The 16,185-nt window shown below is 60.5% G+C and carries 15 protein-coding genes; 2 read left to right on the top strand and 13 right to left on the bottom strand.

The features are described from left to right. Positions 1-630: 630 nt before the first annotated feature. The 7 genes from AC3RLQ_RS01955 to AC3RLQ_RS01925 form a co-directional block, all read right to left on the bottom strand. On the bottom strand, positions 631-1,308 hold the full coding sequence (locus AC3RLQ_RS01955; protein ID WP_395731451.1) for a response regulator transcription factor: 678 nt from the start codon (positions 1,306-1,308) through the stop codon (positions 631-633). Further along, positions 1,295-2,428, bottom strand: a complete 1,134-nt coding sequence (locus AC3RLQ_RS01950) for a sensor histidine kinase (RefSeq protein ID WP_493033827.1) — start codon at positions 2,426-2,428, stop codon at positions 1,295-1,297. Before AC3RLQ_RS01950 ends, AC3RLQ_RS01955 begins: the two co-directional genes overlap by 14 nt. Continuing rightward, positions 2,410-2,862, bottom strand: coding sequence for a sugar 3,4-ketoisomerase (locus AC3RLQ_RS01945; RefSeq protein WP_493033825.1), 453 nt, complete (start codon positions 2,860-2,862; stop codon positions 2,410-2,412). Before AC3RLQ_RS01945 ends, AC3RLQ_RS01950 begins: the two co-directional genes overlap by 19 nt. Further along, positions 2,859-3,818: a glycosyltransferase family 2 protein gene (locus tag AC3RLQ_RS01940; RefSeq protein WP_493033823.1), complete on the bottom strand. Its 960-nt coding sequence runs from the start codon at positions 3,816-3,818 to the stop codon at positions 2,859-2,861. The genes AC3RLQ_RS01945 and AC3RLQ_RS01940 overlap by 4 nt, the downstream gene beginning before the upstream one ends. Continuing rightward, the gene (locus tag AC3RLQ_RS01935; RefSeq protein ID WP_493033821.1) at positions 3,805-4,584 is read right to left on the bottom strand and encodes a class I SAM-dependent methyltransferase; all 780 of its coding nucleotides are present in this window, start codon (positions 4,582-4,584) and stop codon (positions 3,805-3,807) included. The genes AC3RLQ_RS01940 and AC3RLQ_RS01935 overlap by 14 nt, the downstream gene beginning before the upstream one ends. Further along, complete coding sequence (locus AC3RLQ_RS01930; protein ID WP_493033819.1) at positions 4,571-5,701, bottom strand: DegT/DnrJ/EryC1/StrS family aminotransferase; 1,131 nt, start codon at positions 5,699-5,701, stop codon at positions 4,571-4,573. Before AC3RLQ_RS01930 ends, AC3RLQ_RS01935 begins: the two co-directional genes overlap by 14 nt. A gap of 288 nt (positions 5,702-5,989) precedes the next feature. After that, positions 5,990-6,184, bottom strand: coding sequence for a hypothetical protein (locus AC3RLQ_RS01925; protein WP_493033817.1), 195 nt, complete (start codon positions 6,182-6,184; stop codon positions 5,990-5,992). On the opposite strand from AC3RLQ_RS01925, the gene AC3RLQ_RS01920 reads away from it, so the two are divergent. Further along, on the top strand, positions 6,183-8,441 hold the full coding sequence (locus AC3RLQ_RS01920) for a beta strand repeat-containing protein (protein ID WP_493033815.1): 2,259 nt from the start codon (positions 6,183-6,185) through the stop codon (positions 8,439-8,441). The genes AC3RLQ_RS01925 and AC3RLQ_RS01920 overlap by 2 nt on opposite strands. A gap of 261 nt (positions 8,442-8,702) precedes the next feature. Here AC3RLQ_RS01920 and AC3RLQ_RS01915 read toward each other — a convergent pair whose 3' ends face one another. From AC3RLQ_RS01915 to AC3RLQ_RS01890, 6 genes are read right to left on the bottom strand one after another with little or no spacing between them, the layout of a single operon-like run. Next, on the bottom strand, positions 8,703-10,007 hold the full coding sequence (locus tag AC3RLQ_RS01915) for a DUF58 domain-containing protein (protein ID WP_493033813.1): 1,305 nt from the start codon (positions 10,005-10,007) through the stop codon (positions 8,703-8,705). Between the two features lie 5 nt (positions 10,008-10,012). Next, the gene (locus tag AC3RLQ_RS01910; RefSeq protein WP_493033811.1) at positions 10,013-11,044 is read right to left on the bottom strand and encodes an AAA family ATPase; all 1,032 of its coding nucleotides are present in this window, start codon (positions 11,042-11,044) and stop codon (positions 10,013-10,015) included. Between the two features lie 18 nt (positions 11,045-11,062). Then, positions 11,063-12,319, bottom strand: a complete 1,257-nt coding sequence (locus tag AC3RLQ_RS01905; RefSeq protein ID WP_493038806.1) for a DUF4350 domain-containing protein — start codon at positions 12,317-12,319, stop codon at positions 11,063-11,065. Then, positions 12,319-13,779 carry a DUF4129 domain-containing protein gene (locus tag AC3RLQ_RS01900; protein ID WP_493033809.1) on the bottom strand — a complete coding sequence of 487 codons (1,461 nt, stop codon included), beginning with the start codon at positions 13,777-13,779 and terminating at the stop codon, positions 12,319-12,321. Before AC3RLQ_RS01900 ends, AC3RLQ_RS01905 begins: the two co-directional genes overlap by 1 nt. Beyond that, the gene (locus AC3RLQ_RS01895; protein ID WP_493033807.1) at positions 13,769-14,740 is read right to left on the bottom strand and encodes a stage II sporulation protein M; all 972 of its coding nucleotides are present in this window, start codon (positions 14,738-14,740) and stop codon (positions 13,769-13,771) included. Before AC3RLQ_RS01895 ends, AC3RLQ_RS01900 begins: the two co-directional genes overlap by 11 nt. Then, positions 14,737-15,504, bottom strand: coding sequence for an RDD family protein (locus tag AC3RLQ_RS01890; protein WP_493033805.1), 768 nt, complete (start codon positions 15,502-15,504; stop codon positions 14,737-14,739). The genes AC3RLQ_RS01895 and AC3RLQ_RS01890 overlap by 4 nt, the downstream gene beginning before the upstream one ends. A 111-nt stretch (positions 15,505-15,615) precedes the next feature. On the opposite strand from AC3RLQ_RS01890, the gene AC3RLQ_RS01885 reads away from it, so the two are divergent. After that, positions 15,616-16,185, top strand: coding sequence for a DUF5362 family protein (locus AC3RLQ_RS01885; protein WP_493033803.1), 570 nt, complete (start codon positions 15,616-15,618; stop codon positions 16,183-16,185).

Genomic DNA, 16,185 nt, shown 5'->3' with positions numbered 1-16,185 from the left:
CATGGCTTCGATCAGGTGATTTTTAACTGATGAAAGTTTGCCCTGAACCGGCATTCACCCGCAAAAGACATGCCGTGTCACGTTAACTGCCACGGGAGCTAAAGTAATTCCCAAACCATAAGACCGCTCACGAAAGGTGGGTCATCACCGAAACAAGCAGGCCGGCATCGAGAAACAATATTTCAAACCTCTCGCTGTGCCAGTACTGCGAAGGATTCAGCTTAGGAACGGCACAACCGCAAGTGGCAAGTGCTGTCGGCCACTCGCACTCCATGGCGGAGCCCTGCGGGGGCGTTTTAGAACGTCCGCCGTGGAATAACCAGCTCCCTCAGAGCACGCATATGAACTCGCTCGAAATATTTTAGTGCATCCGCTTAAGAACATAGCTTGACACTGCACACTTAAACTAAAACCTAGGCTACCAGCCTACTGAAAATCAACACACAATGCAATCATCAGAGATTTTTTGAATTCTTTGACGGAAATCTTTATCCTGACTTAGGCAGGCGTAAAGCACTGCCCGGCCAACACGCCTCCACTTCCTATCCATCGAGGAAAGGCAGCCGTGCCTCAGCTTGGAATTTCGGGATTTAATCTAACATTTACCACTTTGACTGGCTGCCAGTGAGCTCAGGCACCATGGTCGCGAACCCATTGTCCCGCACGCAAATACAGCTCGGCAGCACTGCGCAGCTGAAGCTTTTCTTTGATGCGCGCACGGTAAGTTTCGACTGTCGACTCACCCAGATTGAGGGTCTGGGCGATCTCGCGCGTGCTCTTGCCGCGGCCAAGCATTTGAAACACCTCCAGCTCGCGGTCCGCCAGCGTTTCCATCCCGGCCAGTTCCGAGTTGCTGCGCTTCTGCGTCATTCGCTCCAGCAGCTTGGCCGTCATTTGCCGGCTCGCATACACGTCCCCTTTCATGACACAGCGGATGGCCTCGATCACTTCCGTGGAGGCTTCGTTTTTGGTGATGTAGCCCTTGGCTCCGGCACGCAGGGCGCGCTCGGCGTAGAGTTCCTCATCATGCATGGAAAGCACCAGCACATTGATGTCCAGCCCCTGCGCCTTGATGTCCTTGAGCAGCTCCAGGCCGCTGGAGCCATGCAGGGTGATGTCCACAATGGCGATGTCGGGCTTGGTCTCCAGGATCAGCCGCATGGCATCTCGAATGTTGTCTGCTTCACCGCAGATGGACATGCCCAGGTCACGGTCGATCAGCTGTCCCAGATGTTCGCGGAACATGGGATGGTCTTCGACAAGGAGCACCTTGCAGCTGTTCGCTGCTTTCAATTCAGTTTTCTTCATGATCATAGAGTTGTTTGAGTTGTTTGAGATCTTTCAGCTGCACACGGCAGCACACCATGGTTCCACCTCGGCTTCGCGGCTCGATGGCCAGCACAGCCCGCAGCGCCTGCGCACGGTAATGCATCGTCCGCAGCCCCATTCCATCGCTGCGCGTGCGTGAGGACGGGGGCATGCCTTTGCCATTGTCTTCCACCCGCAGTTCCAGCATTTCGTCCTCGAGCTTCATCGCCACCTGAATCTCCGTCGCACCACTGTGCTTGACCGCGTTCGCCACAGCTTCCTGGGCGATTCGGTAGAGATGCATCGAAACCTCCGGGGCATCCAGCGGCACATCCACGCAGTCGTTGACCACGATCGGGATGCCCGTGAGGCGGCTCATCATTTTCCCCAGATCCGCCAGTGCCGCCGCCAGCCCGCTGCGGTCCACATGCACCGGAAAGATGCCACGTGCGAGATTGCGCGCCTCCATCACCACCTGCTGCAGCGATCCCTCGATCAAGCTGGCGTCATGCGCAGCTTGAATGCCCTGCGCCTGCAGGTCCTCCGCCAGCACCCGCGCCGCACAGCCGATCGCCGCCAGCTGCTGGCAGATCCCGTCATGCAGATCCTGGCCGATGCGCTGCTGCTCATGTTCGCTCACACTGACGATGTCTTTTTCAAGCTGCCGCCGTTCCTCCAGCATCTGGATCCGCGCCTCGTCAGCCTCCTGTTTGTTGCGCAGCGCAGTCACGGCAAATACCACCACGCACAGGTACACCAGCCGGTTGACCAGAGCCCAGGCATAGCCCAGCTGGGTCTCATAAGGATTCGTGTTCATGTTTGCCAGCCACCACACCACGCCTGACAGCACCGCGATGAACAGCCCCGCCCTGGTTCCCGCCCACCACACCGCCAGAAAAATCGGGATGCCGTAAAAGACAAACAACGTCACTTCAAAGCCGGTGATGTAGTCCAGCCAGCCGATGCCCAGCGTCACCATCATCATCATCGCAATCGTGAGCCAGACGGACTGGTGGCGCATCGCATTCGTGGCGCCCCCCCACCAGCGCGACAGCGTCGTCCCCTTTTCCGAGTCGTATGTTGCTGTGATGGTTCCGGCATTCATAGCTTCGTTTTCCATCCTTTCACCCTGTTCGTAAACTCATTGTAATCTCGAATATAATCCTCCGCCTCATAGGGCCTCGAGGCCAGCACCATCAGCACCGAATCCGCTGAATGCAGATGCTCCTGCGCCCACACCATGGGCGGCACCAGCACGCCAAAGGTGGGACGATTCAGGCAGAACTCCTCGCTGTTTTCTCCATCATCCACACTGAGGTGGCACTCGCCATGCACACAGACGAGGAACTGCTCGCACAAGCGGTGGGCATGCTCTCCGCGGGTGCTTTGCGATGGGATGCCGTAGGTCAGAAAGATGCGCTGCGCGTCAAAGGGCAGATCCTGGCTGAATTCCAGCGCCGTCAGATTCCCCCGCACGTGGTCCACCACATGGCGCATCTCATACAGACGCACCCCGCGCACGGAGCAGCTTTCAATGGTGGTTTCGTGGATCATGCGGATGGTGTTTTCACGTGTGTTGTCAAAGTGCGCACCAGGGCCTGAGGCTTGCCGGAAACGGTCAGAAACGCACGCCCGACGTATTCACCGATGATCCCCAGCATCAGCAGCTGCGCACCGCTGAAAACGGCCAGCGCCCCCATCAGCGACCCCCAGCCCAGCTGCCGCTGCCCCACAAAAACGGTTTCGAGCACCACAACCGCTAGAATTACCACCCCCAGCGCACATAGCAGCACCCCCAGCACACTGGCGATGCGCAGCGGCATGACGCTGAAATCAAACAGCAGACTCAGCGCCAGCCGGATCAGCTTGCGCAGTGTGTAACCGCTCCGCCCCTCCTGACGCTCCACGTGCTCCACCTCCAGCGTCGCGATGCGGTTGGTCGCGCCCAGGATCAATCCATCCACATAAGGATAAGGACCGCGATACGCCACGATCCTCCCCACCAGCTCATGACGCAGCGCCCGAAAGCTTGAGAGGTAAAGATCCCTCGGCTTGCCGAGCAGGAACGTAGCGCAGCAGTTCGCCAGCCAGCTGGCCACATTGCGCGCCCAGTGATGCTTCTTTTTCGCATAGCGCGAATAGACCACCTCGGCGTCGGACTCGCGCAGGTGTCGCACCAGTTTGACCGCTTCACTGGGGGGATTTTGCAGGTCATCATCCAGGTTCACCACGAAGTCCCCGCTGGCATGGCGGTACCCTTCCAGCACGGCGGCGTGCTCACCAAAATTGCGCGCCAGCTCCACCACGCTCACGGCCGCGGGAAAATCCACCACTGCCTGCCGGGCCGCCATCGCGGTGCCATCCGTGCTGCCGTCATCCACCAGCACCAGCTCCCAGGTCTCCGGTAAAGACAAGGCGCGGAAGGCGTCCAGCAACGGGCGCAGGCCTTCGCCGGTGTTGTAAAGCGGCACCACAAAGCTCAGTTCTGGAGGAGCTTCAGTTGATTCCATGCGGCAGCCCTCCGGTGGATCGTTTCGTTTTCCGCGCGACCGCAAAGACGGAGGAGCCAAACGGCACGCTCAGTTCCCGGCACAGCCCGGCGTCCAGTTTGCCCATGCCTGCAAGCAGCGAGTTCATCCAGCGCGGCGTGAGCTTCAGATCCGACTCACCCGCAGCCGCCGACTCTTTTTTCGGGCGGCTCAGGCGCCGCCACGCCAGCAGTGGCAAAAACAGCCAGGCATTCCAGTAGTGGATTGTTTCCACGGTAAAGCTCGAATGCTCTAGCATCGCCCGCACTTGGGATGCGCGATAACGCCTGGCACCGCCGACCGCCACATCGTGGGATCCACGCAGACCTTCAAACGCAGGCAGGTTCAGCACCAGCAGGCCATCCGGACGCAGCACACGGCCCATCTCCGCCAGCGCCCGCTTTTCGATCACCCCGGAATGATACAGCACATCCAGGCTGAGCACGACATCAAAGGCTGCATCCGCATGCGGGAGCGCCTCCACCGAACCCAGCTGCACCGTGCTCAGACCTCGCTGATGGCAATGCCGCACCGCCTCTTCTGCAGCATCCACACCAGCCACATTCAGATCACAAATCCGTCCCTGCAAAAACCCCAGCATCCCCCCCGTGCCGCATCCGGCATCCAGCAGCCGGCTGCGTGACGGAAGTCGCCCTGCCAGGGCATGCAGCACCTGGTTGCGCAGCACCGCATACCACCAGTGGCGGTCCTCCACCGCCCGCATACGATCGTACTCAGGTGCCTTCATGTTCAAACCTTTCCATGGCTTTCAAGACGGCGCCCACGGCATCCTCGGACAAGTAAGGATGCATGGGCAGTGACAGCACCGCAGCAGCAGCCCGGTCAGACTCCAGCAGTAGCTCGTTGGCACTGCCAAAAGCACGCTGCCGGTGCAGCGGCACGGGATAAAGCGCCGCCACAGGAATCCCGGCTCGTTGCAGGTGCAGCATCAGCGCGTCCCGCCGTTCAGACCGCACCACGTACTGGTGGTAGGCATGCTCACACCCGCCCCGCACCATCGGCGCAGTCACCACACGGCTGCCCACCAGCCGGGCATCGTATTCCGCCGCCAGCCTTCTCCTTTGCAGAATGCTCTCATCCAAAGCGCCCAGTTTCACCCGCAGCACCGCCGCCTGCAGTTCATCCAGCCGGCTGTTCACCCCGGCTTGCTCGCTGACGTAGCGCTCCTTCCATCCGTACTGTCGGATCACACGCAAACGCTCCGCCAGTTCGGTGTCATTCGTCGCCACCGCACCGGCATCTCCCAAAGCCGCCAGATTCTTCGTCGGGTAAAAGCTGAACGCCGCCACTTTGCCCAGCGTTCCGACCGGCCGCCCATGCCACATCGCACCGTGCGCCTGCGCACAGTCCTCCAGCAGCTCAATGCCATGCTCATCCGCCACACGTTGCAGACTTTCCCAGTCGGCCGGATGTCCGTACAAATGCACCACCACCGCCGCCTTCACTCCACGCCCCCGGGGAGAAGTGAGCAGCGCATCCAAAGCTTCAGGACAAAGCGTGAACGTGCCCGGCTCAATGTCGACAAATTCAGGCGCCGCCCCGCTGCGGGCCACCCCCGACGCCACCGCTGAAGGGGCAAAGGATGGCACCGCCACCTTGCTCCCCGCTCCAATCCCCAGCGCTCGCAGAATCAGCTCAATCGCATCCGTCCCGCTTGCCACGCCCACGACCTGGCTGAGCCCAAGGTATGTCGCAAATTCAGTTTCAAACGCATCCACCTCGGCGCCCAAAATATAGCTTCCACTGGCACAGACGCGTTGCATCGCCCGGGTCAGGGCCACCTCATGTCGGCGCTGATCTGCCTGCGGATACGGCAAGGACCAGTGGTTGATTGAACTTGGCATGCCCTCACCTTCATCCATGACAAATTTGTCGCAAATAACGCCACACATAGCGGTAAGCGCCACATGATGTAAAGCACTGATTTAGAGAAGCCCGCCCGGCCTTCAGGTCCAGAATCATCTGCGCCGCCCCGAACTCTGATTTAGCTCGGTGTCCTCACTCGGGTTTTTCAAAGCAACGAAATCAGCAATCCAAGCCGCCTTTTAAATGGTTTCCCCTCTGCACGACGTCTTAAAAAAACAGCACGTGTGCACAAAATGCCGAGGCTCAACCGAGCCCTTCCCCCGCTCTCAAACAACCGCCGTTTCCTCATTCGGTCTGCCAGCGCCTCCTGTCATCAAGACATGATGATAAGCCAGCACTTCCGATGAAAGATTTTGTGACCATTCCCTTTTGGTCGGAGCCTCTTTTTCAAGGCAGGTGAAGGGAATGATAAAACCCTCATTTAGGACCACTGTTGCAGCAGCTTTGACATTTTTCTGCATGGCAGGCAGCCGTGCTGCCGGCGCGACTTATCTCAGCACAGGCTCCGGTGCCTGGAACGCAAGCGGCACCTGGCAGAGCAATGCCAACCCCAAGACCGCCACCACTGACAGCGTGACGATCCAGTCAGGAAACACCGTCAACTATGCAGGATCCAATGTGGGAACAACCTTGTCCGCAGGCGGCAGCACAAACGACTTCAGCGTGGCCAACGGCAACACGATCACCATCGATGGTGGCTATCTCACTCAGACCACCGGCGGGTGGGTCCGCATTGGCAACAAAAGCGCCGGCACCTTGGATATTAAAAGCGGCGGTGTTTACCTCAACGGCCCGCTGCAGGTCGGCACCGAAACAGCCGACGGTGCAGGCGTGATCAACGTTGGCGATGGTGTGGGCGCCGCTGGCAGTGCGGTGCTGATTTTGAATACCTTGATCGATGGAACCACCGCCACCAGCACCAATGTGGAGGTCAATCTCGGCAACACCGCCGGCGCTTACGGCATCATCAACATTCAGTCAGACGGCCTCATGGAAGGAGACACGACCGGGCCTGTCCGCATCGGCAGATATGGTGCCGCCACCGGGCCCACCACCCAGAGCGCCCTCAATGTGTATGCAGGTGGCCAGCTCAAAGTGCATGATGCCTTGGAGGTAGGTTCCCTTGCCGGCTCCATCGGACTGCTGAACCTGAGCGGCACAGGTGCCAAGGTGACGCGGGAGATCGGACAGTTCACCGTGGGCTACACCGGCAAAGGTACGGTCATCGTGGAAAATGGCGCCACATTCGAGAGCCTCAACGGCACCAGAGCTGACATCTTCTTCGCAAGAAACGCGGGCAGCGAGGGCACGCTCATCATTCGTGACAACGGCACATTCATCCGCAACACCGGGGGCTCAGTAGGCGATTTTAATCTCGGCTATGTCGGCACCGGCACCATGACCGTGCAAAGTGGCGGCCAGTTCACCAACAACTCCAGCAACTTTGACTGGATCGGCACCAAGAACGGCAGCAACGGCTCCGCATACATCAATACCGGTGGCGTTTACTACTCCAAGAGTGCCTCCGTCGTCGTGGGCAGCGAGGCTGGCGCAACGGGGCTCCTCCAGGTGAATGGCGGTCAGTTCACCATGCAAGGCGGCACCCTGCAGATCGGCCTCGCAGGAAAAGGAACCTTCCAGCAAATCTCAGGCACCACCAGTGTGGTCAAAATCGTCATGTCCGGCAAAGGCGGCGAGTCCTACTTCGACATGCAGCTTGGCACCCTGTCCACCAGCAGCACCTTCTACATCGGTGGCGACACGACGGATACTGGCACGGGGACCGCCAAAGCGACTCAAAGCGGCGGCACCGTCAACATCGGCGGCACGATGTCTGTCGGTGCATCCACCACTCACACTGGAAGCTACGCCATGACGGGTGGCACGCTCAATTTCACCGCTGCCACCGCAGATGTCACCGTGGGAGAACGCGGCAACGGCAGCATGGTCATCGGTGCGGGTTCCACCTTCAGCGTGCAGCAGACCACCGGACAGTTCTATGTGGGCCGCGAGAATGGATCCACCGGATCACTCATGGTGGACGGCACCATGACAAAGACCGGCACCACCGCCATTCGCGTGGGTCAGGGCAATGCAAGTGGCGTGAACAACACCACCGGCTCAGGCTTGCTCGGCGGCACCGGAACCATCACCGCGTCCGCAGGCATCATCGTCGGCAATAACGGCACGATCACCGGCGGCACCAAGACCAGCGTGGGTGCCTTGAACATTCAGGGAGATCTCAGCCTGATCTCCAGCGTAGGCTCCAGCGCGCACAGCACTCTCTTCGTCAATTTCGACAGCTCCACCACCCTGCAGGCAGACCGCCTCACCATCACGGGCAATTTCAGTCTGGGAAATGCCACCATTGCCGGCACCTGGGCCGCAGGCAGTGCCACGGGCGTGGACAGCCGCTATTGGATCGTGGTCAATTCAGGTGGCAACGCCATCCAGGGAGATGCCAGCTTTGCCAACATGACGCTCACTTCCACCAACGACTGGGCCGCAGTTTACAAAGACATGGGCGCAGATGGTTTCGTGACCATCGACGGCCAGGACTTCGCCATGTTCTACAGCGCCAGCTTCGCCACCGGAGCCCTCACAGGCGGACACGACCTCATGCTCTCCGCCATGGCCCCTGAACCTTCTCGCGCCCTCCTCTCCCTGCTCGGCCTCTCATCCCTGCTGCTGAAGCGCCGCCGACGCCTGAATGATTGAGTCTCGCATTGTAAGGTAATGTGACATTCTCATTCAAGATGATCCTGCCATATCCACACGCCTTCTTGCCACTTGCTCCCCGAGCCGGAGGCTCGCGAGATATTTAGCCGGTGGTGAAGCGAGGCTTTGCGAGCGAGAACCACCGGATCACGCAAACCTCACACCCAACCTCAAGGCCGCATGCCGGAGGCATGCGAGAACCGTGCGCGTACTCAACGCGTGCGCTGTGTGGTTGAATGTCACGCGAGTCTAAATACCCCCTCACAGCAGCCCGCCAGCCTTCACGTCCAGATACTTGTTCGCCAGCGCCACCGGCAGCATCTGCGCAGATTCATCCACCGTCAGCACCCGACGCGCGCGCAGCGATTCCAGCAATTGTCGGCGCTCGCCAAAGTAATGCGTCAGCGCCCCGTATTGCAGCGCGTCATGCAGATGCTCAATGGGAGCCGCCGCACGCTGTTCCAGTTCCTGCTCACGCAAAGTGGCTGTGAGCACCAGATGCCGCTTCTGCATCGCGCCCACGGCTGCCGCCAGCGTTGCCCCATCCTCGCTGCGCAGATTGGTCAGCATGATCACCAAAGCTCGTCGCTTCTGCAGCGTCATCACGCGCTCCGCCGCTTCAATAAAATCACTCGGCTCGCTGCTGGCCTCGTAGTTGTACAAATGGTTGAGCAGCTTCGGCATGCTGTGCGCGCCTTTGACCGGCGGCAGCCAGCGCTGCACCCCGCCAAAGCCCACCACCCCCACTTCATCCCCCTGCCGCAGCGCGATGAAGGCGATGAGCAGCATCGCATTCAGGCAGTGGTCAAACTGGCTCAGCCCCCCGTCCAGCGCACGCATGCGGCGGCCACAATCCGGCACCAGCAGGATCGTCTGATTGCGCGTCTCCTCGTAGTCACGGCTCACCAGCATGGAGCGGCGCGACGTGGCCTTCCAGTCGATGCGTGAAAGCACATCGCCATCTTGATAGTCGCGCAGCTGGTGAAAATCCAGCGAGGCTCCCATGCGCTTCCGCTTGATGATTCCCATCTGTTCCACGCGGTTCGCCATCGCCAGCAGGGCAAAGCGCACCACCGGCTCGTAGTTCGGGTAGGCGCGCGTCTGGCTCTCGCCCGCGATGAAGTGCAGCCTGCGCCACAGGCCAAAGGCCGAGTCCACCAGCACATGCGCCGCTGTGAATGCATGCTGCCCACGCCGCACAAAGCGCGCCTCATACGAGATCGCAGCAAACTCACCCGGTGGGATGCTCACGCGATGCGGCAGCCCATCCGCCTCCGCCGCCGTCGGGATGCCATCAAACACCTCCAGCCTCAGCGTGCGCCGGGTAGAGTGTGTCACCGTCAGCGTCACCGCAGATCCCACCCCTAGCGCAAAACGTCCCGGCAGCGAGCGCTCACCCGTGATGCGCCCGCGCCGCGGCAGCGTGCAGCCATCCACTACCAGCGCCACCAGCAGCACACCGCCCCCGATTTGCCAGAGCACGGCCAGGCTCTCCCAAACACACGCCACCACCGCCAGGACGAACCAGGCGATGAGAAGTCGGAGCAGCAGGGCGGTCGGGCGCATGAAAATCAGACGCGGGGCGCTTCGATGGTCTTGAGCAGCGAATTGAGCATGTCATCCACGCTCTGGCCGCTGATCGCGATTTCCGGCGCCAGTTGCACGCGATGCCTCAGCACCGGCAGCACCGCGCGTTTCACATCCCCAGGCGTGATGAAGCTGCGGCCTTCCAGCAGCGCGTACGATTTGGCCACGCGCACCAGACTGATCGCGCCGCGCGTTCCCGCCCCGAGTGAAATGGCGCTGTGCTGGCGCGTGGCGCGCACGATTTTCACCGCATAGTCCACCACCTGCTCCACCGCCTGCACGGCAGCGGCTTCGTCTTGCGCGGCCAGGATGTCCTGCGGCGTGCAGACCTGAGGCACCTCCGCCGTGGAGAGCCCGCCCCCCGAAGCGCGCGATGAAACCGCCTTCACGATCCACGTCTCATTCGCCACATCCGGGTAGTCGATCAGCACCTTGAGCAGAAAGCGGTCGAGCTGCGCCTCCGGCAGCGGATACGTCCCTTCCTGTTCGATCGGGTTCTGCGTCGCAAAGGTCATGAACGGCGGCACCAGCGCGTGGCTCTCGCCATCAATCGTCACCTGCGTTTCCTGCATCACCTCCAGCAGCGATGACTGCGTCTTGGCAGGCGCACGGTTGATTTCATCCGCCAGCAGCAGATTGGCAAACACCGGACCGCGCCGCACCCGAAACGTGCTGCTGCTCATGTCAAACAGCGTGTGCCCGCAGACATCGGAGGGCATCAGATCCGGCGTGAACTGAATGCGGCGAAAGCTGCCGCCAAACGTGTGGGACAGCGCCAGCACCAGATGCGTTTTGCCCAAGCCCGGCTTTCCTTCCAGCAGCACATGCCCCCCGGCCAGCAAGGCCGCCAGCACCTGATACAGCACCTCCTCCTGCCCCACAAACACCTGGCTCACCGCCGCATGGATCTTCCGAAAAATCTCCGTGCTCCTCGGCATGGAAGGCGGCGCATAACCACCGGACGGCGGCGGCACGTAGAGACTGGAGACGTCAGGTTCAGGAAGGATCGGATTCATGGAGTTGTGGGCGATGTTTTAAAGAGCACGGCGGATGGTTTGAAGATCGCGCATGAGATTTACAAAATGGTGGGCGCTGTTCGGCGGCGTCACATCGAACGCATCGGTCACCCGCTTGACCGGCAGCCCGCTGCGGCGGGAGATTTCCTGGGCGAGTGCGTCGTTCATCGGCCGGCTGCCATCATCAAGCGATCGAAGTCTCTCCCGCACACGCTCCCACACCGCATCTCGGGCAGAATTCACCAGCAGCGCCACGCGCCGCATGCGCCAGAAAAACTCCCCCAGCGCGCCGATGTGGCTGGCAAAATGACGCGTCGAGTCCAGCTCCACCTCCGCCAGCGGCCCAAAGCGCGGCATCTGCTGCCAGAGCCAGAAGCCGAGGCACAACGCCAGAGTGATGACGGCCATCCAGCCATGCTGCCACAGCAGTCCAAAGAAACTGCCCGTGGAGGCCGCAACAAACAGCACCTCCTTGGAGCCATGCTCTCCGACGAGCGCGGACAGCAAGCGCGCGTGATCGTGGTCTCCGAGCCAGTGATTGCGAAAAGGGCGCGCATGCGCCAGCAGCGTGACCATGCCCATCCCATGCCTCAAATGCAGCGCCAGCGCATCGTCCTTGGGTCCGGCGGAAAACTCACCCGGCAGCAGCCTGCGTTGGAGGTTCAGGCTCTGGTAACCGCCGAGATCAAGCTGGTAGGTCCTGCCATTCCATGAAACCTCCTGACGTGACACCTCATTCACTTTTTCCTTCCAGGCCTGTTCCACTTCCCCGTCCTTGGCGCTCTCCTGCTCGCCAGCCTTGCTTTTCAGCAGGTCCTTGACCTTCTCCATCGGGAAGCGCTTCTGCACCCCGACGCCAAGCTGCTCCATCACCGGATCTTTCTGCTCTTCCAGCAGCATGGCGGAGATGAATTCGCCAAACTGCGTTTCAAAATCGTTGTACGGACGAGTGCCATCAAGGAAGTAAATGAGGTGCCCGCCGCTGTAGGTCCAGCGCAGCAGCTGTTTCGCCCGCCCCTCCGGCAGTCCACCTTCGCCGGAGACAAACATCACCGCATCATGCGGCGGCAGTTTCGCCAGCGACTTCTCCGCACGGGCCTTGTGACCCAGTTCATTGAGAAGGCGCTCCGCCGCCAGGAAAGGATTCACCCGCGCCTTGCCTTTGTAGCCGGTGACTCTCTCCACCTCCTCCCAATGACCGCCGCCGCCATCCCCGCAGGCACAGAGAACCAGCAGGCCTGCCAGCATCAGCCATCCACGAATGAAGTGCCGCATCACGCCGCACCTCCTTTCTCCACAAACGGCCACCGGTCGCACAGCGCCCCCATTTCAGCGTCTGACACCGGCATCACCGCATACGCCACCTGTACCCACGCGCCCGTCAGTTGGCGGAAGTAGTCGGCCTCCGTTTGATCTCCGGCCTGAAGCACCTGCACCAGGCAGTCCTCCTCCGTATCACTGTCCGTGATCGGCACCCGGCGGCGGATCACCAGCCACGAAAGCGAACCCCGATACAGCAGACTCAGCGCCTCCTTGAAGTCCCCCGCAGCCCATGCCCCGCGCGCTGCCGCCACGATGTCCTCCGGCAGGCTCTCGCGCATGATGTTCATCCCCATGAGCACCTTCGGCGCCCGCACCGGTGCCTTGCTGGCACCACGTGAACTGAACAGATGGCGGTTCTTCACCAGATAGATGATCAGCCAGCTCACCACCCCGATCACCAGCGCCCAAAACAACAACTGGAATAAGTCGGAAAAAAAATCCATCCCCTGTGCCTTGGCCCTGCCCTCCACCTTGTCTTGGCCCTTGTCCTTTTTTTCATCCTTCACCCATTCCGGAATTTTAAGCCGGTGAATTTCAAAGTCAGGATCTTGCAGCACCTCCCGTGCGACGATGGCAGGATCCTTCTCGTCAGCCGCCTGCACACCAGACTGAGCACCACAAATCATCAGCACAGCAATGATCACCGCCACAGTCGCGGAAGTCAGCCGCGCAGCCAGCCGCCGAAACGCCAGCTCCACATCCCAGCCTTCAATGCGTGTGCGGCAGTTCAAATACAGCGCAAAACCCGCCCCCACATAGAAGGGCTCCAGCAGCGTGACGATGACCATGTGACAGACCGCACCCCACCAGAGAAAAGCATCCGGAATCGTGCTCTCGAAATCAAAGGCTTGAAGCAGCCCGTCCCAGTCAGGCTGCGCGGATTCCGGCAGCAGGCCATACGTCCCCCACATCAGCCCAAGCCAGGCTGCGAGTTCGATATTAGAAAATGCCAGCGTCATCGAAAGCCCCGAGCTTCCCCCATCCATCGCCAAAGTCTTGATGCGCTTCTTCACCGCCGCACCACGCAGCCCCTCCAGCATCTGCGCCGGCAGCGCAAAGCTGCGGATCAAGGACAGCCGCCGCCACAGCAGCGCAGGCAGAAAATTCGTCAGCCAAAGCCGCGGCCACTGCATCAAGGTTTCTAGAAAACCGGGCCGCTCGCCAAAGGCGGCACGGCTCAGAAAGAACAGCGGCACACGATCATACAGCGGCTTCAGCCACCACACCGCCAGCGGAATCCATGCAGGCGATGAACGCAGCAGCACACTCACCAGCCCCCACAGCGGCAGCACCGTGCACACCCACAGCAGCAGGATGCGGCCAAAGTCACGCCGCACCATGGCGCAGCCCAGGTCCACAGCCTCCCACGGCTGGCGTGGCCGCAGCGTCACGGTGATGTCCTCAAGCCGCATCCTTCTGCCTCCTTCCACTCAGCAGGAGAAACGCCGCCACCAGCAGCCAGCACATGCCACCAAAGGTGTATTTCATGGCGGCGGGCAGCTCTCGGGCCGACCAAAAGCCCTCAACGATGGCCGCTGAAAAAGTCATGAGGGTGGCACCGACAAGCAACGGCATGGCTTTGCGTCCTGCCAGAACGAGAGCATCACGCCGGCTGAGCCGGTTCGGTTTTAAGACAGACAAACCCAGCCGAAATCCAGCCATGCCCGCCACCACCATGCCCGTGATTTCAAAAGCTGAATGCCCGGCCACAAACGTGTAAAACAAATGGGGATCTCCCGCATAGGCAATGTAGCCAGCCATGGAGCCGATGCTGAGACCATTGAACAAAAGCACAATCAGAGAGCCCACACCTGCCACCAGCCCGCTGGCAAACGTGTAAAAATCGATGCCAATGTTGTGCATGATGTAGAAGCAAAACATCTTGAAATCAGACCCAAATTTGTTGCGCACGTTGGCGGCGAGCGTCGATCCCTTTCCATACATCATCTCCGCCTGCATCATTCCCTCGGGTCCAAGCATGGTCATCGACCATTCCGGATAATAGGGTGTCACGACGATCAGCAGCAGCGCGGGCACGTAGAACAAGGCGCTGCACCACCAGAACAACTTCCACTCCGCGCGCACCGTCTGCGGAAACTCCACAAGAAACAGGCGCGCAAAAGCATCCCATCCCCCGGAGCTGTGCCGCTCCAGCACACGGTAGCTGCGGATCGCCAGCGCATTGAGGTGCTGCGTCAGGCGCTGCGGGCTCATGCGGTGCTGCGCCACGCTCAGGTCATGGCACACCTGCCGGAAAGTGGCGGGCAGTTCCTCCACCGCAGCCGTGGGGTGTGACTTCTCCGCTTCATTCAGCAGCGTCTCCAGCTTCTGCCAGCGTGGCTCGATCTGCTTTTCAAACTGGGCAGGAGTCATGAGCGAAACATGGCTGCTCCTTTCAGCGGTGGCGGAGTACCGCTTTTGTCTTCCGGGGCCTGCAGCCACAGCGCCATGCCACATAGCCGGCGCAGTCCTTCCACTCCCGTTGCCTCGGTCAGCGGTTGCACCAGCGTGGCCAGTTCGATCCGGCGCTCATCCGCCCACAGCGGCGCACGCTCCAGGAACTGCAGCAGCGCCGCCTGCTCCTCCCGCGTCAGCACCTGCGATGGCGCACGCCTTTCCGCACGGATTTCCACATGCGGCGTGATTGACTGCGGCACCTCCGCATACGTCACCACGGTGTTGGCCACCAGATCACCCAGTCGCTGAAATCGCTTCGTAAACAGCATGCACACGATCCCCGTGAGGTACAGCCCCGGCATGAAATCCACCACCCGCAGAAAATTGCGCATCACCGCCTGCGCAACAGACACAGGCCCGCCGGTCACGCTCATCACCCGCAGTTTCATGGATCGCTGTCCCGGCGTCGCACCCTTTGCACCCGCCTCGAAAAACACGTTGTAAAACCACTCCATGAAAAACGCAAACAGCAGGGACAGTCCGCGTGTCATGTCCTCGCCAATCAGTCCTAGCAGCAGCCAGTGCGCACAGATCGCCATCACGATGTCGATGCAGATGCGGATGATGAGGTCGATCAAATAGGCCATGCTGCGCACCGCCGGCCCCGCCACGCGCAGTTGAATCTCCACGCCGTCCGCGAGTTCGACTGTTTGCAAGGTGTCCGCGCGTGCCTCTGCCATGAGCCATCAATGAAGCGGTTCCGTTTGGTTTTGACAACCCGCGAATTATTTTCGTAGAATTTGTAAACGCAGGGTATGGTTCCAGCGCTCATACTCCCACTTTCGCCCGCCATGGAATCCCCCCTTTCAAATCCCTACTCCTCCCCGGTCGCCAATCTCTTTGGTTCCGCCACCAACAGCGTGGCTGAGGCTGTCTCCCCCAGCACAATCGCCCAGCTCGCTGGCACCAAGCCATGGGTGCGCTTCATGTCGGTGATCTTCTGGCTCGTGGGCCTGTTTCTGGTCCTCTGGAGCTGCCTCTACGCTTTGCTCGCAGCCTCAGGCACGTTCAGCAGTCCCGAATTCACAAGCAATCCCGCCATCGCGGGCAATCCGATGTTCTCTAAAAATCCCGCTATCCTAACGGGCGTGATGATTGGCACATCGGTCTACCTTGGCGTGTTTGCCTTCCTCACCATCTACCCCGCTCTGAAACTTTGGAAGTATGCCAACAGCATCGCCAAACTGATGGCCTCACACTCCATTGCGGATCTCGATGCCGCCCTGACCGAGCAGCGCCGCTACTGGAAGTTTCACGGCATCATGACCCTCATTGGCATCTGCATGGTCCTCATCGGCATCATCGCCTTCTTCGCCGTGATCTTTACCGCCATCAGTTCAGGCATGAAATTGCCGCACTGA

Source organism: Prosthecobacter sp. GW821-HT29F12 (genome assembly GCF_058803405.1).
This window is presented reverse-complemented; position numbering and strand designations above follow the sequence as displayed.